The following is a 26974-nucleotide window of genomic DNA, read 5'->3' as shown; positions in this document are numbered from 1 at the left end:
TATCAATTAGATTTAGATATCTGTCAACACTCTATTGCAAATAATTCTCATTTAATTTTTATTTTCTTCAAAGTATAGCTATTACACGCATTAGCACTAAAGTTAGGCTGTAAATTAGCGCCAATAAAAACTATGCTGGTGTCATAATAATTAAAAAAATCACATGCGATGTTTTCAATTTGGTCAATAAGCCTACTTGCGATTGTTTATTTAGCAATTTTATTTGCTGTTGCAGGCTGGGCTGATAAAAGAAAGGTGTTGCCTTTTAAAGGCTTAACTTATGGTTTGTCGTTGGGCGTGTATTGTACGTCGTGGGCTTTTTTTGGCACTACGGCGCAAGCAGCTTATAACGGCTGGTGGTTAGCTCCAACGTACGCTGGCACGATTCTGCTGTTTATTTTTGGCTGGCAGATTTACTGCCGAATTGCCCATATTTGTAGACAGCAAAAAATCACTTCCATGGCTGACTTTATCGCGACTCGTTATGGTCAATCATCAAGCTTGTCGGGCTTAATATCGCTAATTTCTGTGATTGCTATTGTACCGTATATTTCGTTGCAACTCAGTGCGACCGCACAAAGTATTAATTTACTAACCGACCGAGCAGTGACACAAAGCAGTGAGGTATGGGCCGACAGCACTTTTTATATCACGCTCTTGTTGGCGTTATTTGCAATTTTATTTGGTGCAAGACGCTTAAAACCCAGTGAACATAACCCCGGTTTAATCGCCAGTATTGCCTTTGAGTCGGTGGTGAAACTTCTGGCATTTTTAGCGGTTGGTTTATACGTATGCTTCGTTTTATTCGACAGTCCCATCGCTCTTTTTGAAACGGCACAACAATTAAATATTGACCAACAAGTTGCGGCTTCAAAGAGTCCGACCTATGTGTATGTTGCACATACTCTCTTGGGTATTTTGGCTACCTTGTGCTTACCACGTCAGTTTCATATGAGCTTTATTGAAAAAAATAACGATAAAGAACTGGCTTCAGCACGTTGGCTGTTTCCTATTTACTTATTACTTATCAACTTGTTTATTTTGCCGATTGCGTATGCCGGGCTTATTTATTTTCAAGGACAAGACGTAGGCTACGATACCTTTGTATTGGCATTACCCATGGCCGCAGACGATGCCTTTGTTGCATTGTTGGCCTTTTTAGGCGGCTTTTCAGCGGCGACGAGTATGGTGATTGTGTCGGCAATTGTACTCTCGGTGATGATCACCAATGACTTTATTAACCAGTTCATTTTACGCCGCTCACAACTCACGTCGAGTAGCCGAGGCTTGGATAAAAATAACCTTTTGCATGCGCGTAAAATCGTTATCGTACTGATTTTATTATTAAGTTACTTCACGCATCGGGTTTTAGGCGAAAGCACTACCTTAGCTAATGTTGGTTTGATGTCGTTTACGTTGGTCGCCCAATTTTCACCGGCCATGATCATTGGTTTGTGGTGGCGACAAGCGTCTTGCCGGGGTGCACAACTGGGTATTTTGAGTGGTTTTATTATTTGGGGTTACACGTTATTACTGCCCAATTTAGCGGGCGGATTAGGTAACGATAGCCAATGGTTGGTTGATGGCCCTTGGCACATTAACTGGCTTGCACCGACTGATTTATTTTCGCTGGGTCTTGAAAGTATCAGTCAGGCTTTATTGTTATCGTTGGGTGCGAATTGTTTGGTGTACTTTTTGGTGCCTCTGTTTAGTCGTGCAACACTGGCTGAGCGTTTACAAAGTAATAAGTTTGTTGCTCAAGGAAATGAATCTCGTGTAAGTAACCATTTGCAGCCTTTAAGTTATCACGATTTAGGGGCTTTATTGCAGCGCTTTGCTGAAAAAGAAGCGGGGCAATCGCTGGTAAATCACTATTTTCCTGAAGATAAAAGTAAATGGAAGCGGCCCGCAAATGTTGAACTTGAGTTACTCGTAGAGCGTGAAATGTCGGCGGTCATCGGGGGCGCTTCAGCACGGCTTATTTTGGATGTTGCCAAAAATGAGCAGCGCCAACCTCTTGAGCAAGTTGCTGAATTTGTTGATGAAGCAAGCCAAGTATTGAAATTTAATCGTGACCTGTTGCAATCAACCATAGAAAATATTCAACAAGGTATCAGTGTAGTCGACAGTGAACTGCGTTTAGTTGCTTGGAATCAAGGCTACAAAAACATGTTTGCTTACCCAGATGATGCCTTGTATATCGGTCGTCCGGTTGCCGATATTATTCGCTTTAATGCTGAGCGCGGCTTGTTTAGCGGTGAAAGTATGACCAGTGAAGTTGAAAAACGCTTGGCGTATTTGCGCCAAGGCAGTGCGTATAAATATCAGCGCTCACACAATGATGGCCGCGTGTTTGAAATGCAAGGTAATCCGCTGCCAGGTGGTGGCTTTGTAACGACTTACACAGATATTACTGAATTTGTAAAACAACAAAAAGCACTCACAGAGGCCAATGTGAGCCTTGAAGAAAAAGTGGCGGCACGGACCTTAGCACTCACTCAAGCGAACCAAGAGCTATCAATGGCAAAACAAGTCGCCGAGCAAGCAACCGTCAGTAAAACGCGCTTTTTTGCAGCTGCCAGCCATGATTTATTACAGCCATTTAATGCTGCGAGCTTATTTTGTTCCTTAATGAATGAAAAAGCCCAAGACACAGAACTTAAAGAACTGGCAATGAATATTAAGAATTCGCTCGGCAGTGCTGAAGAATTGTTATCGAGTATTTTAGAGTTAACTAAACTTGATTCGGGATCATTTAAAGTGCAAATGAGTGAATTTGCCATCAGTAGTTTGGTTGAACCATTGCGCAATGATTACGAAGCGTTAGCAAGTGACAAAGGGTTAAAGTTCATTTTAGAAACATGTGATGTCCGTTTGCATACAGACAAAGCATTATTGCGTCGTGTGCTTCGCAATTTACTCAGTAATGCAATTCGTTATACGGAGCACGGCGAAGTTCGCCTGAAAATGCATCACGATGATGACCATGTATCGTTTATTGTTGAAGATACAGGGATTGGTATTGCTGCCGGTGATCAACACACCATATTCCAAGAGTTTAAGCAGTTGGGTGTTAAACCGAGTGCTGAAGGACTTGGGTTAGGCCTTGCCATTACAAAACGTATTTGCGACTTATTAAAAATACCGCTCGTAATGGGCTCTGAGCTGGGCAAAGGTACACAGTTTACTTTAACCTTACCGTGCAAAGTTAGCACTGCACCAAAGCAGGCGCAACATGCTGAAATATCGCAAGAAACAGAACTTGGGCAATTAAGAATTTGGCTGCTGGATAACGATAGTAATGTATTAGAGGCATTAAAGCAGTTACTTGAAAACTGGGGATGCGAAATCTCTACGGCAACTAACTTAGCTGAGCTGGAACAATTAAAAGCTGAGCAGCCCTTGCCGCAGTTGCTGATCATTGATTATCAACTTGATGATGGTGTTACGGGTCTTGAGGTCATAGAGCAAGCAGGCTTAACAACACTGCCTGCAATTGTAAATACCGCAAACCATGACGAGGGTATACGCGAGTTAGTGCTCGATGCGGGCTATCCGTTGCTTTATAAGCCACTGAAAGCGCCCGCATTAAAGCGTATGATTAAGCGACTGACTTAATCTGCGTTTTGCTCAGTTGCTGGGGTATTGGCTTTAATTAAGCGCTCTACCTCAGCGACAAACTTCTTATCTAAGTCATCTTCATGGCTCAAAAATAACAGCATTTCATCACCATTGTGGTCAATGACCGTTAGCGTGGTGGTTAGTAGGGCGCTTTTAGCATAATCAACGTTGAGCTTTTTAATGTCACTAAAGCGGCGCTGATCTTTCTCAAGCACACCGTGCTCATTTTCCCAGTAACTAAAAATGGTGTTTTCAGTTATGCCGTTTCCATCAGTTTTAAAATCAACAAAGGCATCACTATAAAAGTATTGCACATTCTCATTTGCTGGGATGATCTCTTTTCGTTTTAAAAAGTTAACTTGATACGACCATAGCTTATCGCCGGTTACTATGGTTGAATTTGGCAACAAATATAGCTCATAAATTAAGCCATAAAATAGCCAAGGCAACATGAATATCGAAATGATAACCTGCCTTGCTCGCCATTGAGAGTGATACTCAAGAGCTTGTTCAGGTTGCTTGAGGTTTTGAATGTAATTAACTAGAGGCAACCATAAAACAGGCGTAACTAAAAACAGCCAGGTACCATATTCCCAGTTATAGCTTACGACTTCAGAAATGATAATCGCCAGCCATAACACGAACCCAACCGCGACGGGCATGATCTTATTTTTGCCAAAGGTTTGTTCGCTGTGCTTGCAAAGCTCAAGTAACAACGGAATAAAAAACAGTGGTGCAAATATACCTCGGGCAATCGGCATTATATGGCTTTGTTGTTGCTCTTTTATCGCTTTCCAGTTGCGATAGCTCCAGTAGTTAATGAATATTCCTAAGCTGAATAAGCTGTAAATAACAAACTTACTGTTACTGACAGGGTAGAACTGCGTACCTTCAAATTCTGGACGTTTTCGAACTTCAAAACGCCAAGCCGCGATGAAAAAGATGATTGCCGCTAAGTAGCTTAAAATAAAAACGCTATACCAATTGGTTTCTTCATCTACCTGCATGGTAGTCGCAGTGTTAGTAACATATTTGATAATGCCATATTGCGTTTCGTTAATTAGTTTTTTCCGCGCGTTGAGGTATTGCTCTATTTGGTCTGCAGGAATATGGTCTTGCTTCGCACTGTAATCAAAGTAAAGGGTAAGTATAGAGTCTTTGAAGGTAACGCGTTTTTCCAGATGGAAAAAGGGATTGTCGATACTGAGTTGTTCTTCCTCAAATTCCCAATTAGGCTCTGAGAATGCGATTTGAATTGTTGTTTCAATATCATTTGGATACCGAAACCACATGGGTGCATTACGCTCTAGCTGTTCTGGTTTATAAACGCTGTTTTGAATTTCGCTGGCATAAAAATCGTTGCGATAGCCTTTATTGTCAGGTTTCCAGAAATTATCAATTGTGTAGTATTCATTTGTAATTAGTTGACCTGTGTCATCAAGGGTATCTACGGTCATGGGTTTAGCTGTTTTTAAACCTTTGAAAGAGTCTTGATAATATTCTCTGTAATCATCTTCTGTGCTTTTAAGGCTATTTTTTGCTATTGAACTACGGCGGCTTATCGCTTCATAATCGCCGTATTCATAGCGAGTTGTAAAGTGGGTGGCATCATCTACCTTTTCGGGGATTGAGTAGCTATCAAAGACTTGAACACGCTTGACCAGAGGCTTAGTAAGCATGTCTGTAAAGCCTGTTTCACCTTCTTTAACGATTAAAGCCACGCCATAGTTTGGTTGTGCTAAATGCGCTAAGTCGCCGCGTTGATATGACGTGGTAGGATCAAGCCAATAGCGCTTCCCTTGGTGCTCTAGGGTGACAATGACGTGATCAAATAAGTTTGGGGCGACAGGTAACCTCGCTAAACGCTTTGTTTCTTCTGTATTTACCAATGCTGGATAGGCGTCAACGCCCAGTGCTTTTAACAATGAAATAAGCAGTACTGTTTTGTCTTTACAATCACCATAGCGCAGTGCAAGGGTTTCTGATGCCGGAGTTGGCCGATGCGAGTTGGTGCCCATTTCGAGCCCCAAGTAACGAACTTCGTCTTGACTGAAACGCAGTGCTGCAACTATTTGTGACTCTAAATCAGTATGCTGCAACTTGATTTGACGAGTAATAGTTTCAATAGCAGGGCTAATTTCAATGGCTGATTGGTAAAGTGGCAGTGACCAATCGATGACCTCTTGCCAGTTATTAACTTCAGAGAAATAAACTTGTTTATACGGTGAGTACCAATAAGGTACTTCACTTGCTGAGATCATTGTAGGTTCATTGTGTTGGTTTATTTGGTAGTCAAATCCTATATTTAGGGGAGTACTGATAAGAGTTGATTCGCCATTGACAAAGTTGATGTGTAAAGGGTTTGGCTTTTGCCATAGAACCCGCATAAATTGCTGCACGACAGGCACAGACCAATTAAGAGTTCTCGCTGTACTAAAGTGTTGATAAACTGGATTGCTGCCCGAAATCGTATAGCTGTAATCTAATATATCCATTACCCGCATATCATCAATAATGATATTTAGGCTTAATGTGCCATTGTATATTCGACTTGCTAGGTCGGTCTCACGTTGTAAAACCTGTCGCTGAGCACTACCCAGTTTGTCTATATATTCACCATTACGGATAATCCCTAAACTATTGAGCGAAAGTGATTGATAACTAGGGTCAAAATCAATATTGAGTTGACTAATATAATCTACTCCAGATTGATTGGCAGCTTGCATAACCGTTCGAGTAAAGCGTTGCTGTGGTGCTTGTTCAGTCACCTTAAACTGTGTATCGAGCATAAGATAGAAGGTCCCATCTTTAATATGCTCATTGGGGATATTCGGTGTTAGTAGTTCATGCTGTTTGACCCAGCTATCCGCTGGCGTAACCTGGTAATCATCAGCAACTACCAAGCAGCTTATAAAAAGTAAAAAAAGCGATGATAACGTGAGGTATAGGTGCGTCCATTTCATTATTATTTTCTAATTACGTTTAGTTTTATATGACAAATTACTGAAATAAACAGTATTAGCCAACCAAAATTAGCCTTTTTTGTCTCTTTTTTAGTTATAAAGGCATTTGGTGAAAATGAAGAGTGGATGATGTTTAAATAGTGTGAGGTGGAAATAGGATTCTTCAAAAATCGGCGTATAGTGAAAAAATAATAAAAAGGAGATGTCATGGAAGAGGTTAAACAACAAAGCGCGACTCAAACAGCCGATGTTCAAGGAGATAAGGATTTAGTCGGTATAAAAGGTTGGCTGATTCTGGTTGCTATTGGAGTGGTTATCAGCCCACTTCGGGTTTTTTATGAAAGTATCAACATATTTAAACCTATCTTTACTACTGATATGTGGCAAAGATTAACCTCACAATTTGGTGATATGTATCACCCGTTGTGGGAGCCTCTTTTAATTATTGAGATACTCTTTAATGTTACATTATTTTTTGCATCACTTTATTTGATTGTGTTGTTCTTTAAGCATAAAAAAGCATTTGTTAGCTGGTATTTAGCTATTTTACTCGGCGGCCTCGCATTTATAGTGCTTGATGCTTTTGTTGTGAGCTTACTTGTGCCGAGTGTCACCATTTTTGATAGTGAAATGAAAACTATGCTGATAAGGGGAGTTATTCAAGCCTTAATTTGGGGCCCCTATATGCTTTTATCTCAGCGTGTTAAAGCAACATTTGTTAAATAGTGCTGCAGGGCACGCTCACTTTTGCTTGCGTTCCGTGCGCTGGCTGCGACGTTAAAGTAAGCTCGCCACCTTGATTGCGTATTAGTTCGCGGGTGATTATCAGTCCTATGCCTGTGCCGTTAGCTTTGGTTGAGTAAAATGGCACAAATAGGTTGTCGGGGTTTTGAATGCCACAACCTTGGTCTCTAATTTCAATATTTAAGTTATCACCTTGTCTTGACCAAGTGAGGCTAGGAGCAGAATTGCTACCTGCTTCAAATGCATTTTTTATCAGGTTGATTAAGGCTTGTTCGAGTTGCCCTAAATCGGCACTAAAATGCAGCTTTTCGCTGCTATTTATAACGAGTTCAGGGAAGATAGCTGTTAAACGCGTATTTAATTGCTCGTTGCTTATCGGTTGTTTGTTTGCAGGTGGTAGTTTTGCAAAGGCGCTGTAACTGCTCACAAAGTCTAACAAGTGCTGGGCGCGTTTTTCGATGACTTGCAGCATATCTTGAGCAAGATCATCGTGATTGCTTATTTGTCCCTGACGCTTCATGGTTTGCAGCGATTGGCTCATTGAATAAATCGGGGTGAGGGAGTTACGAACTTCGTGATTTAATACCCGAATGAGGCGCTGCCAGACAAGCTGCTCGTTTTCGCGAAGTTGTTTCTCGATAGAAAAAAAGGTCAGTAATTCAAAGCTTCTGCCAGCCCGCCAAAAAGTTTGAGAGGCTATCTGAAAGCGCTGTGTAAAGGGGGCGCTTTTTTGCTGCTGCCATTGCCCGTCTTGAAGTGTTAACCCCAGCTCACTGGCAGTTTTACCTTCTATATTGCTATTTTGTATACTGTTTAAAAAAGCACGGTTGCTAAAATATACCAAGCTATGTGGGTCTAATATCACAATGGGTAAATCTAGCATGCTCGCAAACTCAAATACAAACTCTTCGGTTTGCATATAGTGGCGTTTGTTTTTCGCTATTTTATCGCTCAGCTTAGCAAAGTCGTTTTTGAGTGAGGCAACTCGGCCACTTTCATAAAAAGCTAAATGCCAGCTATTGCTCTCGTCGTTGGCGAGTGCGTCAAGCTGTAAACCAAAACGCTCTACGACATCGGTGATCAGACGGTAGCTTTTAATTAATGCGAATGCGCTTACGCCAATAAAAGGCAGCAGTAGACTAATGCTGGCGAACCAGTCGAGCTTTAGGCTCAATGTGAGTGCGATGCCCAGTGTGAATAGAGCAATTAACACCACAGAATAATAACGTTTTACACGCTTCTCTAACGACAGCTTTGCACCCATTTAACGATCTACTTCTTTTAGGTCAAGTTGGTGTTTATCAATGCGACGATAAATAGCTGATTTACTTAACCCTAAAAATTCGCCAGCAGCAATCACATTGCCATTAAATTGCAGCAGCGCTTTTTGAATCATCTGTTTTTCAAGCTCTTCAAGAGGCAATAAGGGCAGCGTTTTATCTGCACTGTTAATAGGTTGCTCGCAGCTAGGTTGATCTAAAATGAGATCGCTTGCTTGAATATTGATGTTGTCACTCATGATCACAGCACGTTCAATGCAGTGGCTCAGTTCACGAATATTACCCGGCCAACTGTATTGTTCTAATGCCTCGATGGCTGAGTTACTTAACGACATATTTGAACGTTGGTATTTTTTACCATGAGTGAGTAATAAATGCTCCGCTAAGGGGGCAATATCCGCTTTTCTGTCGCGAAGCGCAGGAATATGTAGCTCAATGGTGTTGAGTCTAAACAGTAAATCACGGCGGAATTCACCTTGCTCAATCGCCGTTGCAAGTTCTGAGTTGGTTGCCGAAATAATCCGAACATCGGCTGTTCTGGTCTGGCTTGAACCTAATACCTCAAATTCTTTGCTTTCGAGCACGCGCAGCATTTTGCTTTGTAGTTCAAGGCTCAAAGTGGCTATCTCATCAAGAAATAAAGTGCCCCCTTCGGCAATTTCAAAACGCCCTAAGCGATCTTCTTTGGCGTCAGTAAACGCCCCTTTTTTATGGCCAAATAATTCGCTTTCAAAGAGTGATGGCGCAATGGCGCCTATATTTACGCTTACATAGCGTTTGTCACTGCGTATAGAATGCTGGTGGATATAATTGGCCAGTAAACTTTTGCCTGTGCCATTTTCGCCGGTAATTAAAATACTGGCATCGGTTTTTGCGGCGCGCTCTGCTTTGGCGAGTAGTTGTTGCATTACCTCAGAATGGGCTATATAGCTAGCGTGTGTGTTATTGGTAAGTGCTTTTAAGCAGGCATTATCATGGTGGCTTTGTTTTAGTTTTAACTGCTGTTGCACCACCGCTGTTAAGCGCAAATTATTCCATGGCTTTTCGACAAAATCGACCGCGCCTAATTGCATGGCTTTAACGGCGACATCAATGCTTGCCCACGCCGTCATTACGATCACGGGAATGGTTGAACCTAACGTATTTAGTTGCTTTAAAAAACGCAGTCCTTCCTCACCCGATGTGGTGTCGAGTTTGTAGTTCATGTCGAGTAAAATTAAGCTAATATGTTCTGATTTCAACACGTCAAAAGCGTGTTCAGGGCCTTCCGCTTCAAGGCATTGTAAGCCGAGTTGTTGTAATGCAACGGTTGCAGCCAGACGCACATCAGCTTGATCGTCAATGACTAAGATTTTGTCCATGATGTTTTTCTTTTTGTCCTGTTGATGTGGCTTAAGTTAGCACTTAAGCCACCGTTTTGTGCTGTTAATCGTTACGCAGTGCAGCCATAGGTTTTGCTTTAAGCAGTAAAACCAAAGGCCTAAAGCAAGCGAATAGGGCAATACATAAGGTAATGCTCCAAGCGAGTAATTGCAGCCTTACATCAAGTACCAGCCAAGACATTAGCTGCCCTTGTAATAAGTAAAAACCAGCAATCACAGCAGCCAACGCGACACTAAAACCAATTAAAACAGGGATAATCGCTTCAACACTCATCAGTTTGAATAAACGTGCTTTTTTAGCACCTAAAGCCATGCGTATACCGAATTCATAACGGCGCAGACCAAGGTTGTAGCTCAGTACCCCAAAAATACCGATTGCCGCTAATAATAGAGTAAATAGCGCTAAGGTACTACACAGAACCACAGTTAGTCGGCTCATATACAGTAAATTGTCATACTCGTGTTGTAAGTCATTAAACTGCCACATGGTTAAGTCGCTGTTCTTTTCTTTTAGTGTATTAAGTATTTGTTTATTGGTCAGCTTGACGCCTTCAGAGGCTTTAATTGTGAACATATAGCTATACGGCTGGGCCGGCCACCAAATATGACGGCCAAACGACTCGTCGTAGTATTTTGGGTGATTAAAGTCTTCGGTTACGCCGACCACTTCAAACATTTTTTCTTCCAGGCCTTGATAAGATTTACCAATAATATTGCGATAATCTTGATCGGGTAATAAGTTTTCTGCCACGCTTTGTGACACCAGTATCTCGTTGGTTTCACCGCGTATTGCTTGCTCAGTAAAAGTGCGCCCCGCAAGAATTTGCGTGTTAACTAAAGCAAAGTAATCAGGCCCCACCCACTGACTTGGGAAGAAAATTGAGCTTTTACCATTAACATCAGTCAGGGTATTGGCGTTTTGTCTTGGCGACACCGGGCTGTGACCGAGAGCCACATCTTCAATGCCTTCGCTATTAAGTAAAACTTGCTTGTATTGCAGCATGTGTTCGTAGCGCTCAGCCAATGACATTTGATTATTTGGCTGGAACAGGTTGGCAAAATAGAGGTTCTCAGTGTCACTGCCTAAAGGGCGGTTAATCGTACCGAGGGCTTTGCTTACAACCATTACCGAAAAGCTAACGAGTAGAGCGGCAACAAACATTTGTGAGCCAATTAAAATGCGTACCGTACGGCCAGATACTTGTGATACCCCGCCTTTACCACTGTTCTGCATTTGCGTGTTTAGGGTTTTGTAATTCACTAAACGCGCTGTTATCAGTGAGAAAATAGTGGCAAGTGCAATACATAAAAGCACTGCAACGATCACCAGTGTACTATCAACAGCAAGGCTATTAACCAAGGGTAAACGCCCTTCGGCCAATACTTTAAATAAGCGAATGCCCCAGACTGCTAAAAACAGTGCAATACTGACCGACAAAGTCATTAGAATCAGTGACTGTAAGAATATGCTATTAAACAAGGTTTTTCGTTTAGCACCGAGCACTGCTTGCAAAGCGAGGGTTTTATGTTGCGCCAGCGCACGCGAGAAAAATAAAGTACTGACGTTCAGCACCGCAATGATTAATAAGCCCACGGCTCCTGCAAGCATCATTAAGCTTAAGTCATCATTTTTGCCTAATTCAACGTCGCGATAGGCGGTTACTTCGGGTTTTACATCGGTAATGCCGCCATTGTTGAGCCATTCTGATTTTATGGTGTCAATTTGTTGTTTTAAGTCGACTTTAACTTGCTCAATTGTTACGCCGGGTTTTAAAACGGCAATTAGCTTTAAGTTTTTAAAGGTGTTTGTCCACGGGCTTTGCCAGTCTTCATTGTGAAAAAAACGACGGTCGGCGCTTGATGGAAACCACACTTCAACATCACTTGCTTTAAACATATAAGGTGGGCTAAATGAATCATCAACAACCCCCACGATACGGTGAACATAATCGGTTTTACCGGCCATTACTGAGAGTGTCTTACCAATAATATTCGGATCGCTGCTGTAATGCTTGCGCCAAAAGTTGGCTGAAATCACTACGCGATCGTCGGGTGTTTCTAGTGTTTCGCCAAGGTCAAAACCTTGCCCTAGTATGAATGGGGTGTGCAACAAGTCAAAATAATTGCCGCCCACATAAAGTACCGGTTCTTTTGGTTGGCCATCGAGGTTGGCAAAGATTTCCTCGCCAGCATTGATCATCATACTTTGCTCGAAGCTTTGATTATGCTTGAGCCAATGCACCATCGACTGATAGCTTTGAAAGCCGGTGGCGTCGTAGTCATCATAAGTAAGGGATTGTTCAACGACCACCATGCGATTTTCATCGTAGACATCTAGTGGCTTTAAAAAGTAGCTGTTTACTAAACTGAGTACCACAAACAAGGTGGCGAGGGTGAGTGCCAATGTTGCGATAACCGCCGTTACAAAGCCGGGAGCATTCATTAGAGATGCCCACGCTAAACTCAATTGAGTGCGTATTTTGGTTAGTTTCATGTTAGATCACCTCTGCACTTTCTTCATTGTGTTCAGTGGCTGCTAAGTGATCTGAGGCTTGACGCGCCTCTGAGTAGGAAATAATTTCGCCATCGAGTAGTTTTAGCTGGGTTTTGGCACGTCCTGCGTAACGTAAGTCGTGGGTAACCATGCAAATCGTGGTGCCTTTTTTATTTAGCTCATCGAGCAAGTCCATAACCGCATCACCATTTTTTGAGTCTAAGTTACCCGTTGGCTCATCCACTAATAGAATGCTGGGTTTACCAGCCAGCGCACGGGCGATAGCAATGCGCTGCTGTTGACCACCCGATAATTGATTGGGTTTATGCTGAGCACGGTGGCCCATTTCTACTTCATCGAGTGCTTGCTTTACTGCCGCTTCAATGTCGTTTTGGCTCATTGCGGGCTCTCTATAGGTGAGAGGTAGTGCAACGTTATCGAATACAGATAGTTCATCAATTAAATTAAACGACTGAAAAATAAAGCCAATATGTAGATTTCTCAACTCTGCTTGTTTATCCATATCGAGGGTTTTAGTGTCGACATCTTTAATGAAATAGTCGCCACCTGTAGGGCTATCAAGCAAGCCCAGTAGTGAAAGCAGCGTTGATTTACCACAGCCAGAGGGGCCGCTAATGCAAATATAGTCACCTTGATTAATGTTCAGACTGATGTTTTTTAATGCATAGGTTTCAACATTTTGGCCGCGATAGACTTTGGCGATATTGTTTAATGAGATAAGCGTATTGGTTTTCATAAACTGTCCTGTTCGATTTTTATTGTTGCCAAATGCTGCCATTTAGAAAGATCTGAAATGATCAGCTGTTCGCCCTCAGTGGCGCCGCTCAAAAGTTGAATTTGGTTGTCACTGAGTGTACCAAATTCGATATTAATTGGCGCTGCTAACTGAGTACTTGGATTGAGTTTAAAAAGAGTGGCATGGCTGTGCGCCGTTGCTCTTTGCGGTACATTAATGGTTAATGCATCGGGGATGATATTACTCACTACATAGCCTTCGATGCTTAAGTCGGGTCGAGCATTGGCAGGCAGCGTCCCTTCTAAATCAAGTTCTATGATCACGCGACCGTCGGTCACGATAGGGTCAATTCGGGTCACTTTAGCGCTTACTTCTCCCTGACCCGCTTGGCTAAAGGTGTTTACTTTAGCTGTCATATTAAGTGCCACTTTTTCTGCATCGGCTTGCTGTACACTGAGCTCAGCTTTGAGTGCTTTATTTGAACCCACAACAGCAAGGCGGGTGCCCGGCATGAGGTTTTGTCCAAGTTCTACATTGAGCTCTTGCAGCATGCCATCGATACCAGCTTTGATTTGCAGTTCATCAAATGCGTGTTGTTCTACCTGATAATTCAGCTCAAATTGGCTTAATAACTCTTGCTGAATTTTATCGCGCTGTAGGTGCATTTCTTTTAGTTGCATAAGGCGTTGCTTTTCGATGTTAACGCGTTCGGTTAGTTGTGCGACACTGAGTAAACTGCGTTTGTAATCTAAGCTTGAAACAATACCTTGCTCAACTAATTTGCTTTCGGCATCGGCTCTAAGCTCTGCACTTTGTAATTCACTTTTTAAAATCGCGAGGTTAGCTTGGCGTTCAAGTAGTTCACTTTGCTGGTTAATTTGTTGCTCATTGACACTGGCTTTTTGGCGGGCGAGTTCTAATCGTGCAACCGATAAACGTTGTGCTTGTTGCGGGTTTATTAAGCTGAGTATAACCGTGTCTTTAGTCACTAAGGTGCCAGGGTAAACATGGATAGCCTCGACCATGGCAGTATCGGTATTGGTTAAATAGCGTTGGAATTTGGGTTTTAAACGACCAAAACCGCGTATCTTCACTATAAAATCGGCTTTTTTAACGGTGGCGATTTGCAGTTGCTTGGCCAAGAGCGTCGTGGGGGCGAGCCATGATTTGACCAACCACATTACAAGCAACGTGCTTATAATTAAGACGCCAATGATCAACTTTTTACGCTGACTTGGCTTATTGCTAGGTTTTAAGGTGCTATCTAAATCCATTGGCTATGTTTCATTGTGTTTTTAATTAATAAATACAATAGCGAGGAACATGCCAATATTTAAGTTTATGAATTATATGGATTTTTATGTTTTTGTGAATGCGGAAATTCCCACTTCCGGGATTAATAAATCAAAAGTGGGACAGCGTATAAAAACGGCGTTTATTGATTTAATTTTGCAAGCTTAGCCAGTTGCTTTTTCGCATGCGCGTTATCAGGTTGTAGCGTAAGCACATGATTATAGTTGGCGATTGCGTGTTTGTGGTAACCCAAATACCAGTAAGCTTCTGCCAAGCTATCAAAGGTATTGTAGCTATTTGGGAAAAGGTGTGTGTTGAGTTTAAAAATGGCTAATGCTTCATTGAGCTTATCTTGATTGATAAGTGAATAGCCCCACTGGTTAATATTTTTTTCATCAAATTGGATGTGCTCTTTTTGGCTCAATATGTGTGCTGCTTCAATTGCATTTTCATAGCCTTGAACTTCAAGTACTTGCCATAGTTTTTTAAGATTTTTGCTTAAACCAAAGCCATTCTCACGTTTCATTTCAGGGATATAAAAACCGGCAATTTCATCAACAAACTGCGAGGGAAGTGCGCCAATTAAGTTGGTTAAAATGACGATTGACATATTATCTTCAGGGTAAACAAACACACCTGCTCTATCGCCACCTACAGCAGCTATCGCAGGGTGTTCTTCTCTCGCCATTACAGGCCAGCCGAGGCTATAGCCATTTAAACGTTGGTTAAACCCTTGCGTATTGCCATTTAATAAACGAGTAGGGGTCCACATTTTGCGCACACTATCAGCCCCCATTAATTGATTTGTTTGTAATGCAATTAGCCAATGTGCCAGCTCAGTTGCTGTAGAAGCCATGCCCGCGGCTGTTTGCAATAGAGGAGAAAAAATCGCTTCTCTAGAGTTTAAAAGGTCATTGCCTTGGTTTTCGTATCGTCTCGCTGAGTGTTTTACGACGTTATTGAGGTTGTTAAAGCCTGCTTCAATTGTTCTGTTCATTTCGGCCTGTTGTAACTGGTTTTTTTGAATAAATTCCTGAAAAGGCATGCCTGAGAGTTTGTTAATAAGCTGACCGACAATAACGTAATTTGTTTGGTTATATTTAAAACGAGTACCTGTATTAAATTCTAATGGCATAGTTTGTACTCGTTGCCACGCGTGATCAGGGCCTTGATCGGAGATTAAATTACCAATGCCATCTTTTAAAATCTCAGGTAAACCAGACGTGTGGCTCATTAGTTGCCTTGTTGTGATTGGGTGCCACTGTTTAGGGAGGTCTGGTAGGTAAGTGGAAATAGGCGCATCAAGGGTTAGTTTCTTTTGCTCAACCAGTTGCATTAGGGCTACGCCGACAAACGCTTTGGTGACTGAGTTAATAGCAAATAAAGTAGTTGAATCAACGGCAATATTATCTTCAATATTTGCAGTGCCATAGTTGGCAGTTTTGGTTATTTTATTATTTTGCACGACAGCTAGCTGCAACCCTGGGATATTTCTTTTTTGCATTAACTCAACGATCCATTGGTCGAGTTCGTCTGCATGCACAGAAAAAGCACTGAATGTGATGGTAAGAAAGGTGATGGTTTGTAGTATGAGTTTTTGTCTAAGCTTTTTGCTTGTTGAGTACACGTGATTATCCTTAGCGTTCATTTTTATCGGTATATGCTTTTTACGAACACATAAGCGAGGAGTGTGCCAAGGTTTAAGTTATTAAAATATATAGTTTTTTGTTTTTAATGCGGAAGGTAAATTCCCACTAATGGGAATTTTAAATAAAAACGGGAGTCGCGTTTATTGCTGTGGTTTATTAATGTGGGTTTAGTACAGTACTCGTTGTCTTCTATTTTAGTTGTCTTCTATTTTACCAACCTGCGAAAGCTGATTAAATAAAATACCTGCCTGAGTACGGTTATACACATTGAGTTTGCGTAAAATGGCTGATACATGCTGTTTAATGGTGGTTTCTTGAATCGACATTTCAAAAGCAATTTGTTTATTGAGTAAACCATCGGCAATCATCGCCAGCACGCGGTATTGTTGTGGGGTGAGTTTTTCAAGGTTACGAGCAAACTCACTCTGCTCATCATTGATTACCACATCGGTTAAATCAACTTCAGGAGGTAACCACGTATCGCCATTTAGCACATGACTAATTGCTTCGCTGATCACATCAAGAGACGATGACTTAGGAATATAGCCAGCTGCACCTAGGCTCATTGCTTGTTTAATAATGGCGGGTGTTTCATTGGCTGAGACCATAATGACTAAAATATCGGGGTAGTGATTACGCAATTGCGACAGGGCTTGCAGACCATTTGCACCAGGAATGGTGAGATCTAAAAAAATCAGCTCAATTTCTGGGTGAGCGGCTAATAATGTAAATAAGCCATCAATATCACTGGTTTCTTTTATGTGTTCTTCAGGCACAGATGTTGCGGCCGCTTGACGAAGTGCACTTCTAAATAACGGATGATCATCGGCGATTATGGTGTTCACAGCTAAAGACATTCCCTCGATTCTCCAATGCGTTATGTTATAAGTGATTTTACAGTTGGAAACAAGGTTTGCCTGAGGGGAAGTATCAGGCAAACCTTTCTCACACAAGGATTTAGAAACGGTAACCTACGGTGAAAGCGACAGTGCGAGGGTCGCCGTAGTAACCGATTAGCGTATTATCACCCCCTAAACCTGGGGTGTATTTGCTAGTATCGGTAGGGTCGCTCGGATCAGGTGCTACGAATTGGTAACCCCCAATCATGTACTCTTCGTCGGTTAAGTTTTTACCGTAAAGACCCGCCGTCCAATGACCATCAGTGCTGTACCATGTCACACCCATGTTGAAGATACCGTAAGCATCTTGCGTTAATAGGCTGTCTTCTTCGAACAGTGCATAATCACCACGGTAGTAGTAATTACCATTGACGACAAAGTCACCCATTTCAGTGTACATACGGTATGTTGCACCTAAATTAAAGGTTAAATCAGGCGTATTTGAAACGCTAAAGCGGTCTGACTTGTCAAATGCTTCACCTGTTTCAGGATTGTAATCAATAACATTGTCGAAGCTACTGTCGATATAACCGACTGAGGCATCAAAGCTGAGTGATTCTGTTGCTACGTAATTAAGTTCAAGCTCAATACCGTCTGATTTAGATTCACCAATGTTACCTAAACGTTGGTTTAAATCAGCTGCACTGTCGCCCGGTAGTACAGAAATATATTGGCGGTCTTTATGATCAAGGGTAAATACGGTGACGTTTGCACGTAAGTTATTGTTCCATTCGCTCTTCATACCCATTTCGAAAGAATCAACAATTTCTGGTCGTGCAGCTGGCTCTGCGGTTGTTGCACGCGGGTTGAATGTGCCTGATTTAAAGCCTTGCGCATAACTTGCGAAGAACATAATGTCGTTTGAGTATTGGTACTCAACACCTGCACGAGGTGTAAAGCGTGACCACTCTTCTTCATCATCAAGTACGGTAGGGACTAGCTGGCCTTCTGGGCGCACATAACCTGGGATCCAGTCTGATTCAGGATAAACAATGTCAAATACAAGGCCGTTGTTAACAATGGCCTCTTTGCTGTCTTTGGTGTAGCGCGCACCTAATGTCATTGACCATTTTTCACTCAAATCAATCGAGCCTTGTATATAGGCTGCTTTACTATTTGAATTACTACAGCCGCTTACTTCACGCGTTAATCCCGCAGCGCCTAAGCTTTGACCTAACACACCTAAAATAGCCTCAAATTGACCACATGACTCACCATCGTAATAGTAAAGGCCTGACACCAACTTGTAGTTATCGCCTTGATGGTTTAGTTGAATTTCGTGTGTCGTTTGTTCGTCATCGTAAATAGCCGGTACGTCAAAAATAGGCAGTGAGGTGTTATCAAAGTCAATATTGGTTGGTGAATAACTTTCACGGCTCGAACCGATGTATTTAACACTGGTGCGGTCGCTCATATCCCAACGTGCAGTTAAGCTGTAACCCTCAAGCTCTACTTTATTCCATGTTGGTAAGCTGGTGTATGAGTCGTATACGCTGTCGGGGACTGGCGCATCCGTGAGTAAGCTTGGTAGTAAACGGTAGCCGCCTTTGGCGTTCGATTTATCTTCTGTTTTATCCCACGCTAAGCGGAAGAATAAGTCATCTGTTGGTGTGTATTCTAATGTAACACGAGCTGCAGTGACATCTTTGTTGTAGTTTTCGCGGTCTTGGTTATCAAGTGCTGAGGTTAAAAACTCACCAAAGCCATCACGGTTTAATGTAGCAAACCCAAAGCCCACATACAGTTTTTCGTCAACAATAGGCAGTTGACCTGTGATTTTAAGGTCCTTTTGGTTGTAGCTACCCACTGTGCCCTGCACATTTAACATGGCATCGCCGCTCATTTCTTTGGTGACATACTTAATTGCGCCACCAATGGTATTTTTACCATACAGCGTCCCTTGTGGACCACGAAGTACTTCGATTTGTTGTACGTCTAGTAGGTCGAGTACCGCACCTTGTGGACGCGCTAAATAGACGTCGTCAATATAGATACCGACACCAGGCTCATAGCCCCACAGTGGATCTTGCTGACCTACGCCACGAATAAATGCAGTAATGGTTGAGTTAGTACCACGGCTTGCTTGTAGTGTGGTGTTAGGTGAAAACTGCTGAACTTCGGTCATCACTGATATGCCATTTTCAGCCAGCTCTTCAGCACCAATTGAGGTCACTGCAACAGGTACTTCTTGTAGGTTTTCAACGGTTTTACGCGCTGTTACCTGAATGCGTTCAAGTTCACCTTTCTTGGCTGCAGGTTCTGCTTGATCAGCTGCTTGCGCATTCACACCTGCTAAAGCAAGGGAGACTGCCAGAGTAAGTGGCGCGACTTTTGGGTTAAGCTTTATCATGTTGTATTCCTTGTTATTGTTGTCATTTGTCTTGTGGCCACTCACGATGATGTTGCCTAAGACTCATAATATTTGCCCGTGTCACCTGTCAGTTAATGTAGAAGATAGTTGCGAAAAATGAATTAGTACCATAGTGCTATACCCGCTATAGGCCTTTATTTATCAAGCTTTTAAGCTATTTTTAAAGCAGATAGTACCTTAGTGTTATGTCTTTTTTTGGCGCTTAAGGTAAGACTGAATGCATTATTCCGATGTCACCTCATCTGTTTAATAACAATAATTATAGGAATGTCTATGCTGAGCATGATAGGACTGTTAGGCGGTTTAATACTGCTGATCATTTTAACGTTGCGTGGGGTAAATTTATTTATTGCCGCGCCAATCTGTGCGCTACTTGTCGCACTCAGTAGTGGCATGGCTATTTTTCCTGTGTCGGCTGACTCAAACTTTATCAATGCCTATATGGACGGCTTTGCTGGTTTCTTAAGTGCGTGGTTCTTTATGTTCTTGCTGGGATCTTTATTCGGTAAGTTTATGGAAGACACGGGTGCGGCAGACAGTGTGGCAAGTTATATTGTGGGTAAACTAGGCATGAAGCACGCGGTGCTTGCTGTGGTGATTGCGTGTGCTGTATTAACGTATGGTGGCGTTAGCGTGTTTATCGTAGCGTTTTCTGTCTACCCAATGGCACTTAGTTTGTTTAAAGATGCCAATTTACCGCGCCGTTTTATTCCAGCGACCCTCGCATTTGGCTCAGTGACCTTTACCATGACCTCGGCTGGTTCACCTGAAATCCAAAACTGGATCCCCGTGAAGCACTTAGGTACCTCGCCTTATGCTGCATGGGAAGTGAGTTTAGTGGTGGCTATTTTCATGGCTATAGCAGGGTATTTTTGGTTAAACAAAATGATCAAAAAAGCGGTGGCTAATGGCGAAACTTTTGAAGCGCGTGATGACGACCCGGTAATAATTGAACGCCGTCGCCCGCACCCAATTACGGGTGTGATCCCTTTGATTGTGGTACTGCTTTTATCATTTACTTTACACGATGTGTTACAGCAAACAGCATTGATCGTTGCGTTGCTGGGAGGGGTGTTAAGTATTGTGATTATTAACTTTAAGCATTTTCACGATATGGGGAATGCCATTAATGTGGGCACAACCGGGGCATTGGTCGCCATTGGTAATACCGCAGCAGTTGTTGGTTTTGGTGCGGTGGCTAAGGTGTCACCTGCGTTTACTGCTGCTGTGGATGTAATGACGCATATGCCTGGTAATGAACTTGTAGGGGCTGCGGTTGCCGTGAGTGTCATTGCGGGTTTAACTGGTTCGGCTTCTGGCGGGCAAGCCATTGCATTACCCCTTGTCGCACCTGGGTATTTAGATATGGGTGTGAACCCAGAGCAACTACACCGTGTGGTGGCAATTAGCTCGGGCGCACTCGACACCTTGCCGCATAATGGCTATGTGGTAACGACCATACGCGCTATCTGTAAAGAAACGCATCAACGCGCTTATTGGTCAATGGCAGCGCTAACAGCGGTTATTCCGCTCATAGGTGTGGCATTGGCACTTGGACTCTTTATTTTATTTTAAGGAACAGCAATGAAAACTAAATTAATAATGTTGCTATGGTTGGTTGTATTTAGTTGCACAGCGTTTGCTGCTGATAACACACCACCTCAGACAATGCTGGTAGAAAAACAGCATTTTACGACAAAGGACTTTACCACTGTCTCTGGCGTGACTTTACCTAAAGTCGATATTGGTTGGGAAAGTTACGGTAAATTAAATGCCAACAAAAATAATGTGATTTTAATTACCCATTATTTTTCGGGTACCTCACATGCTGCAGGTAAATATAAAGCAGATGATGCATTACCAGGGTATTGGGATGCGATCATCGGCCCAGGTAAGGCGATTGATACTAATAAATATTTTGTGATCAGTTCAGACACCTTAGTGAATGCGAATTGGCACGATTCTAATGTGATCACCACAGGTCCAGCATCGATTAACCCAAAAACGGGTAAACCCTATGGTTTGGATTTTCCTGTTGTGACAATCACTGACTTTGTTAATGTGCAAAAGCGTTTATTAGACAGCCTAGGCATTAATAAATTACATGCAGTAATGGGCGCATCTATGGGCTCGTTTCAAGCGCTTGAATGGGCAACACGTTACCCCGATAAAGTAGAGCGTTTAATTCATGTTATTGGTGCGGCAACGATGGACGCATGGACTGTCGCAGCACTTGAAAAATGGGCTTTACCAATTCGCCTTGATAAAAATTGGCAACAAGGTAATTACTATGGCAAAGAGCGCCCGTTAGAGGGGCTTGCTGCAACCATGCTCAATATCACTCAAGATGCAATGCACCCGATTATTTACAATGCCAGTTTCCCAGATTTTAACGTTCTAGATGACGGGGCATTAAAAGACATTCGCACTTTGCCTAAATTAAACCAAGTGCTTGCACAGCGTGCAATGGCGCGTGCGCAAACTCAAGATGCGAACCATGTATTGTATTTGGTCCGGGCATCACAATTATTTACGGCGGGTATGCAAAGTGATTTAACCAGTGCACTTAAAAACGTATCTGCAAAAACCTTACTGCTTCCTGCAAGTAACGACTTATTGCTACGCCCTGAAAACATGCGCGCTGTGTATGAAACCATGAAAGCGCAAGGTAAAGATGTCACGCTTTCTGAAATCGAAGGCGGTTGGGGGCACCTTGATGGCCTGTTCTCAATTGCGCCTAAGGCGCAGCTTATCAGTGAGTTTTTAGAGGAGTAACCCGATGAGCAAAACAGTTTTAATTACCGGTGCTGCCAGTGGTATTGGGCTGTATATTGCCCAGCAACTTGCGATGCAAGGGCATACCATTATTGTCACTGATTTAAATCAACATGCGGCGCAGCAAGCAGCAGCAGGAATTGTAGAGCAAGGCGGCAGCGCTGAAGGCTATGCACTGAATGTGGCAGACAGCACTGCGATAGAGCAATTTTTCACTGAGCTAAATCAGCCGATTGATGTTCTTATTAATAATGCGGGTATCCAGCATGTTGCCAAGCTTGAAGACTTTCCGGCAGATAAATGGCAGTTTTTACAACAGGTAATGCTTGTTGGTCCGGCAATGATGACCAAAGCGGTATTGCCGCGTATGCGTAAGCAAGATTTTGGTCGCATCATTAACATTGGCTCAATTCATGCCATGGTCGCCTCTAAGTATAAGTCGGCTTATATCGCCGCAAAACATGGCTTAATTGGCTTTGCAAAAACCATGGCACTCGAAACTGGCGATGCCAACATCACGATTAATACGGTGTGTCCGGCCTATGTGAAAACCCCGCTGGTGGAGCAGCAAATAGCGTCTCAAGCGAAAGAACATGGCATTTCTGAGCAGCAAGTGATCGACACCATTATGCTTGCTCCTATGCCGAAAAAGGCATTTATCGGCTTAGATGAAATACTGCATACCGTGAGCTTTTTAATGGCGGATGCAGCAAGAAACATTACTGCGCAAGCAATCGCCATTGATGGCGGTTGGACAGCACAATAGGAGGAGCCCATGGCTGGTTTTGATAAAGTAGTAACAACGTATAGTGATGCTATGGCAGGCCTTGAAGATGGCATGACTGTCATCGCTGGCGGCTTTGGCTTATGTGGTATTCCCGAAGGTCTAATTGCTGAAATTAAACGTCAAGGCACGCGTGATTTAACCGTGGTGTCGAATAACTGCGGCGTAGATGGTTTTGGCTTAGGTGTGTTGCTCGAAGACAAGCAGATCCGCAAAATGGTGGCCTCGTATGTCGGCGAAAACGCGTTATTTGAGCAGCAATTATTAAACGGTGAGCTTGAGGTTGAGCTCACACCGCAAGGCACCTTAGCTGAAAAAATGCGTGCTGGTGGTGCGGGTATTCCTGCATTTTATACCGCGACGGGTGTGGGTACACCGGTCGCTGAGGGTAAAGAAACCCGCAATATTAATGGTCGCGATTATTTATTAGAGCCAAGTATTACGGGTGACTTTGCGATAGTAAAAGCGTGGAAAGCAGACCGTTACGGCAATTGTATTTATCGACATACGGCAATGAATTTTAACCCGATGGCGGCAACCGCGGGCAAAATTACGGTTCTTGAAGTTGAAGAAATCGTTGAGCCAGGGGTGCTTGAGCCAAGTCAAATTCACACACCGGGTATCTATATTGACCGCGTGATTAAAGGTGAATTTGAAAAACGCATCGAGAAAGTTACCACTAAGCAAGAGAGTCAATAAGGAGCACGCAGATGGCATTATCACGAGAACAAATCGCTAAACGCGTGGCGATGGAATTACAAGACGGTTACTACGTTAATTTAGGCATTGGTATTCCAACCTTAGTCGCGAATTATGTCCCTGATGGCATCGAAGTGATGCTGCAATCAGAAAATGGCTTGCTCGGTATGGGGCCCTACCCAAGCGCAGACCAAGTTGATGCCGATATGATCAACGCCGGTAAAGAAACGGTCACTGCGGCAACGGGGGCGGCTATTTTTAACTCTGCAGAAAGCTTTGCCATGATCCGCGGTGGGCATGTTGATTTAACGGTACTGGGTGCCTTTGAAGTTGACCAAAACGGTAACATTGCCAGTTGGATGATCCCGAAAAAGTTAGTTAAAGGCATGGGAGGCGCAATGGATTTAGTGGCCGGTGCTAAAAACATTATTTGCACCATGACGCACGCCAATAAACACGGTGAATCAAAGCTACTAACAGAGTGTAGTTTACCGCTCACTGGTGTTGGTTGTATTAATAAAGTGATCACCGATTTAGCGTTATTAGAAATTAAAGACGGTGCATTTCATTTATTAGAGCGTGCCCCAGGTGTTTCGGTTGATGAGATTATTGCAAAGACACAAGGCAAACTTATTGTCTCGGGTGAGATTCCTGAGATGGCATTTGATTAGGCGTTTTTTCGCATTATTTCGAATCTCTTTTTATTTTTGGAGACATAAAATGACTCCTTGGCACCTTAACATCACTTTAACGGCACTTTAAAAAGTGCCGCTTATCCTTTGCATATAAAAATTTTATAAAATTGATTGCATTTTAAGCGACTTCTATGGTGATGTTCGCTTTAAGTAATGCTATACTCCCGCCGAATAATTTTTCGACTTTATTAAGAGTAAAATAATGGCAGATTTATCGAAGTACAGAAATATTGGTATTTTCGCCCACGTTGACGCGGGTAAAACTACCACCACTGAGCGTATCCTTAAGCTTACGGGTAAAATTCATAAGACTGGTGAGGTACACGACGGTGAGTCTACTACTGACTTCATGGAACAAGAAGCTGAGCGCGGTATTACAATCCAATCAGCAGCTGTAACTTGTGAGTGGAAAGGCCACCGCTTAAACGTTATCGATACTCCGGGACACGTTGACTTCACAGTAGAAGTATACCGTTCACTTAAAGTACTAGACGGTGGTATCGGTGTATTCTGTGGTTCTGGTGGTGTTGAGCCACAGTCAGAAACTAACTGGCGTTATGCGAACGAATCAGAAGTTGCACGTGTAATCTTCGTAAACAAACTAGACCGTATGGGTGCTGACTTCTACCGCGTAGTTGGTCAAGTAGAAAAAGTACTTGGTGCTAACCCACTAGTTATGACTTTACCAATCGGTATCGAAGACCAATTCTGTGGTGTTGTAGACGTACTTGAGAAAAAAGCATACGTTTGGGACGAGACAGGTCTTCCTGAAAACTACGAAGTACAAGACGTTCCAGCTGACATGGTAGACAAAGTTGAAGAATACCATGAGATGCTAATCGAGTCTGCTGTTGAGCAAGACGATGAGCTAATGGAAGCGTACATGGAAGGTGAAATGCCTTCATTAGAAGAAATCAAGCGTTGTATCCGTAAAGGTACTCGTGATCTTGCGTTCTTCCCAACGTTCTGTGGTTCTGCATTCAAAAACAAAGGTATGCAATTAGTACTAGACGCGGTTGTAGATTACCTACCTGCGCCTACAGAAGTTGATCCACAGCCTCTAACTGATCCAGAAACAGGTGAAGCGACAGGTGAAGTAGCAACAGTTTCTGCTGATGAGCCACTTAAAGCGCTAGCGTTCAAAATCATGGACGACCGTTTCGGTGCACTTACATTCATCCGTATCTACTCAGGTCGTATGAAAAAAGGTGACACAGTACTTAACTCAGCAACAGGTAAAACTGAGCGTATCGGCCGTATGGTTGAGATGCAAGCTAACGACCGTAACGAGATCTCTGAAGCGCAAGCGGGTGACATCATCGCTGTTGTTGGTATGAAGAACGTTCAAACTGGTCACACGCTTTGTGATCCTAAGCACGAATGTACACTTGAAGCGATGATCTTCCCTGATCCAGTTATCTCAATCGCTGTTGCGCCTAAAGACAAAGGCGGTAACGAGAAGATGGGTATCGCGATCGGTAAGATGGTTGCAGAAGATCCTTCATTCCAAGTTGAAACTGACGAAGATTCAGGCGAAACCATCCTTAAAGGTATGGGTGAGCTTCACTTAGATATCAAAGTAGATATCCTTAAGCGTACTTACGGCGTAGACCTAGTTGTTGGTCAACCTCAGGTTGCTTACCGTGAAACTATCACGAAAGAAATCGAAGATAGCTACACGCACAAGAAACAATCTGGTGGTTCTGGTCAATTCGGTAAAATTGATTACCGCATCAAGCCAGGTGAGCCTAACTCAGGTTTCACATTCACGTCTTCAGTTGTTGGTGGTAACGTTCCTAAGGAATTCTGGCCTGCAGTTGAGAAAGGCTTTAAGTCTATGATGGATGAAGGTGTTCTAGCTGGCTTCCCAGTATTAGACGTTGAAGTAGAACTTTTCGACGGTGCTTTCCACGCAGTTGACTCATCAGCAATCGCGTTCGAAATCGCTGCTAAAGGCGCTTTCCGTCAGTCTATCCCTAAAGCGGGTGCACAACTTCTTGAGCCAATCATGAAAGTTGACGTGTTCACACCAGAAGACAACGTAGGTGACGTAATCGGTGACCTTAACCGTCGTCGTGGTATGATCAAAGACCAAGAAGCAGGCGCAATGGGCGTTCGCATCAAGGGTGAAGTACCACTTTCTGAAATGTTCGGTTACATCGGTCACTTACGTACTATTACGTCTGGTCGTGGTCAGTTCTCTATGGAGTTCTCACACTACGCACCATGTCCACAAAACGTAGCTGAAACTGTAATCGCTGCAGAAAAAGAGAAAAAAGCTGCTAAGTAATTAGCCTTTTAACTTCTTAAAAAAACCCGCACTTGTTGCGGGTTTTTTATTGCCCGCCAAGCACGATTACAAATAACACATCTAAATTAATCTTCTATTCAGTGCTTCTTTATTAATGTTCCCAATATGATCACGACTTTTAGTATTGGTTTTATTTTCATAATTACCAAATAAGTACTAAGTGGTTTGATGTGCATGATTTTTGTACAAATTTATTTTTAATCTAAAAAGCTATGCTTTTTAGTAAGTTGTGAATTAATCATTTTGTTCTAGTCTAA

General features: G+C 42.7%; 17 protein-coding genes. 8 read left to right on the top strand and 9 right to left on the bottom strand.

Going from position 1 to position 26974, the window contains the following annotated elements:
* Positions 1-168: 168 nt before the first annotated feature.
* Positions 169-3618 (top strand): PAS domain-containing hybrid sensor histidine kinase/response regulator, encoded by a 3450-nt coding sequence (locus D0907_RS16040; protein WP_118844749.1) that lies wholly within the window; start codon positions 169-171, stop codon positions 3616-3618.
* Here D0907_RS16040 and D0907_RS16035 read toward each other — a convergent pair.
* Positions 3615-6584, bottom strand: coding sequence for a DUF3857 domain-containing transglutaminase family protein (locus D0907_RS16035; RefSeq protein ID WP_118844748.1), 2970 nt, complete (start codon positions 6582-6584; stop codon positions 3615-3617). The two genes, D0907_RS16040 and D0907_RS16035, sit on opposite strands and share 4 nt — an antisense overlap.
* 207 nt (positions 6585-6791) lie before the next feature.
* On the opposite strand from D0907_RS16035, the gene D0907_RS16030 reads away from it, so the two are divergent.
* Positions 6792-7310 carry a DUF2569 domain-containing protein gene (locus D0907_RS16030; RefSeq protein ID WP_118844747.1) on the top strand — a complete coding sequence of 173 codons (519 nt, stop codon included), beginning with the start codon at positions 6792-6794 and terminating at the stop codon, positions 7308-7310.
* Here D0907_RS16030 and D0907_RS16025 read toward each other — a convergent pair.
* The 8 genes from D0907_RS16025 to D0907_RS15990 form a co-directional block, all read right to left on the bottom strand.
* Positions 7303-8592 (bottom strand): sensor histidine kinase, encoded by a 1290-nt coding sequence (locus D0907_RS16025; protein WP_118844746.1) that lies wholly within the window; start codon positions 8590-8592, stop codon positions 7303-7305. The two genes, D0907_RS16030 and D0907_RS16025, sit on opposite strands and share 8 nt — an antisense overlap.
* Positions 8593-9969, bottom strand: coding sequence for a sigma-54-dependent transcriptional regulator (locus D0907_RS16020; protein ID WP_118844745.1), 1377 nt, complete (start codon positions 9967-9969; stop codon positions 8593-8595). It abuts the gene before it with no gap.
* 64 nt (positions 9970-10033) lie between these two features.
* Entirely contained in the window at positions 10034-12484 is a 2451-nt protein-coding gene (locus D0907_RS16015) for an ABC transporter permease (protein WP_036973575.1), read from the bottom strand.
* Position 12485: 1 nt separating this feature from the next.
* Positions 12486-13241: an ABC transporter ATP-binding protein gene (locus D0907_RS16010; RefSeq protein WP_036973573.1), complete on the bottom strand. Its 756-nt coding sequence runs from the start codon at positions 13239-13241 to the stop codon at positions 12486-12488.
* Entirely contained in the window at positions 13238-14515 is a 1278-nt protein-coding gene (locus D0907_RS16005) for an HlyD family secretion protein (protein WP_036973572.1), read from the bottom strand. Before D0907_RS16005 ends, D0907_RS16010 begins: the two co-directional genes overlap by 4 nt.
* Before the next feature lie 161 nt (positions 14516-14676).
* Positions 14677-16161 (bottom strand): serine hydrolase domain-containing protein, encoded by a 1485-nt coding sequence (locus D0907_RS16000; RefSeq protein WP_231387292.1) that lies wholly within the window; start codon positions 16159-16161, stop codon positions 14677-14679.
* Positions 16162-16377: 216 nt separating this feature from the next.
* Positions 16378-17040, bottom strand: a complete 663-nt coding sequence (locus tag D0907_RS15995) for a response regulator transcription factor (RefSeq protein WP_036973567.1) — start codon at positions 17038-17040, stop codon at positions 16378-16380.
* 100 nt (positions 17041-17140) lie between these two features.
* The gene (locus D0907_RS15990; protein WP_036973565.1) at positions 17141-19432 is read right to left on the bottom strand and encodes a TonB-dependent receptor; all 2292 of its coding nucleotides are present in this window, start codon (positions 19430-19432) and stop codon (positions 17141-17143) included.
* Positions 19433-19726: 294 nt separating this feature from the next.
* Between D0907_RS15990 and D0907_RS15985 the strand changes: the two genes are divergently transcribed.
* The 6 genes from D0907_RS15985 (at position 19727) to fusA (ending at position 26696) form a co-directional block, all read left to right on the top strand.
* Positions 19727-21028 (top strand): GntP family permease, encoded by a 1302-nt coding sequence (locus D0907_RS15985; protein WP_036973562.1) that lies wholly within the window; start codon positions 19727-19729, stop codon positions 21026-21028.
* 9 nt (positions 21029-21037) lie between these two features.
* Positions 21038-22228 (top strand): E22 family MetX-like putative esterase, encoded by a 1191-nt coding sequence (locus D0907_RS15980; RefSeq protein WP_118844743.1) that lies wholly within the window; start codon positions 21038-21040, stop codon positions 22226-22228.
* Between the two features lie 4 nt (positions 22229-22232).
* Positions 22233-22994, top strand: coding sequence for a 3-hydroxybutyrate dehydrogenase (locus D0907_RS15975; protein WP_036973558.1), 762 nt, complete (start codon positions 22233-22235; stop codon positions 22992-22994).
* A 9-nt stretch (positions 22995-23003) separates the two neighbouring features.
* Positions 23004-23711 (top strand): CoA transferase subunit A, encoded by a 708-nt coding sequence (locus D0907_RS15970; RefSeq protein WP_118844742.1) that lies wholly within the window; start codon positions 23004-23006, stop codon positions 23709-23711.
* 11 nt (positions 23712-23722) lie between these two features.
* A complete protein-coding gene (locus D0907_RS15965; RefSeq protein ID WP_074989499.1) occupies positions 23723-24382 on the top strand; it encodes a 3-oxoacid CoA-transferase subunit B in 660 nt (219 codons plus the stop codon).
* A gap of 226 nt (positions 24383-24608) precedes the next feature.
* On the top strand, positions 24609-26696 hold the full coding sequence (gene fusA, locus D0907_RS15960; protein WP_118844741.1) for an elongation factor G: 2088 nt from the start codon (positions 24609-24611) through the stop codon (positions 26694-26696).
* The last annotated feature ends 278 nt before the right edge of the window (positions 26697-26974 follow it).

Origin of the sequence: Pseudoalteromonas lipolytica (assembly GCF_003515105.1) — a bacterium.
GTDB lineage: Bacteria > Pseudomonadota > Gammaproteobacteria > Enterobacterales > Alteromonadaceae > Pseudoalteromonas > Pseudoalteromonas lipolytica.
This window is presented reverse-complemented; position numbering and strand designations above follow the sequence as displayed.

Coding starts and splice junctions, on each gene's coding strand:
- D0907_RS15985 (WP_036973562.1), top strand. CDS start 19,727: ATGCTGAGCATGATAGGACTGTTAGGCGGTTTAATACTGCTGATCATT.
- D0907_RS15990 (WP_036973565.1), bottom strand. CDS start 19,432: ATGATAAAGCTTAACCCAAAAGTCGCGCCACTTACTCTGGCAGTCTCC.
- D0907_RS16015 (WP_036973575.1), bottom strand. CDS start 12,484: ATGAAACTAACCAAAATACGCACTCAATTGAGTTTAGCGTGGGCATCT.
- D0907_RS16025 (WP_118844746.1), bottom strand. CDS start 8,592: ATGGGTGCAAAGCTGTCGTTAGAGAAGCGTGTAAAACGTTATTATTCT.
- D0907_RS15965 (WP_074989499.1), top strand. CDS start 23,723: ATGGCATTATCACGAGAACAAATCGCTAAACGCGTGGCGATGGAATTA.
- D0907_RS16035 (WP_118844748.1), bottom strand. CDS start 6,584: ATGAAATGGACGCACCTATACCTCACGTTATCATCGCTTTTTTTACTT.
- D0907_RS15980 (WP_118844743.1), top strand. CDS start 21,038: ATGAAAACTAAATTAATAATGTTGCTATGGTTGGTTGTATTTAGTTGC.
- D0907_RS16040 (WP_118844749.1), top strand. CDS start 169: ATGTTTTCAATTTGGTCAATAAGCCTACTTGCGATTGTTTATTTAGCA.
- fusA (WP_118844741.1), top strand. CDS start 24,609: ATGGCAGATTTATCGAAGTACAGAAATATTGGTATTTTCGCCCACGTT.
- D0907_RS15995 (WP_036973567.1), bottom strand. CDS start 17,040: ATGTCTTTAGCTGTGAACACCATAATCGCCGATGATCATCCGTTATTT.
- D0907_RS16010 (WP_036973573.1), bottom strand. CDS start 13,241: ATGAAAACCAATACGCTTATCTCATTAAACAATATCGCCAAAGTCTAT.
- D0907_RS16020 (WP_118844745.1), bottom strand. CDS start 9,969: ATGGACAAAATCTTAGTCATTGACGATCAAGCTGATGTGCGTCTGGCT.
- D0907_RS16005 (WP_036973572.1), bottom strand. CDS start 14,515: ATGGATTTAGATAGCACCTTAAAACCTAGCAATAAGCCAAGTCAGCGT.
- D0907_RS16030 (WP_118844747.1), top strand. CDS start 6,792: ATGGAAGAGGTTAAACAACAAAGCGCGACTCAAACAGCCGATGTTCAA.
- D0907_RS15970 (WP_118844742.1), top strand. CDS start 23,004: ATGGCTGGTTTTGATAAAGTAGTAACAACGTATAGTGATGCTATGGCA.
- D0907_RS15975 (WP_036973558.1), top strand. CDS start 22,233: ATGAGCAAAACAGTTTTAATTACCGGTGCTGCCAGTGGTATTGGGCTG.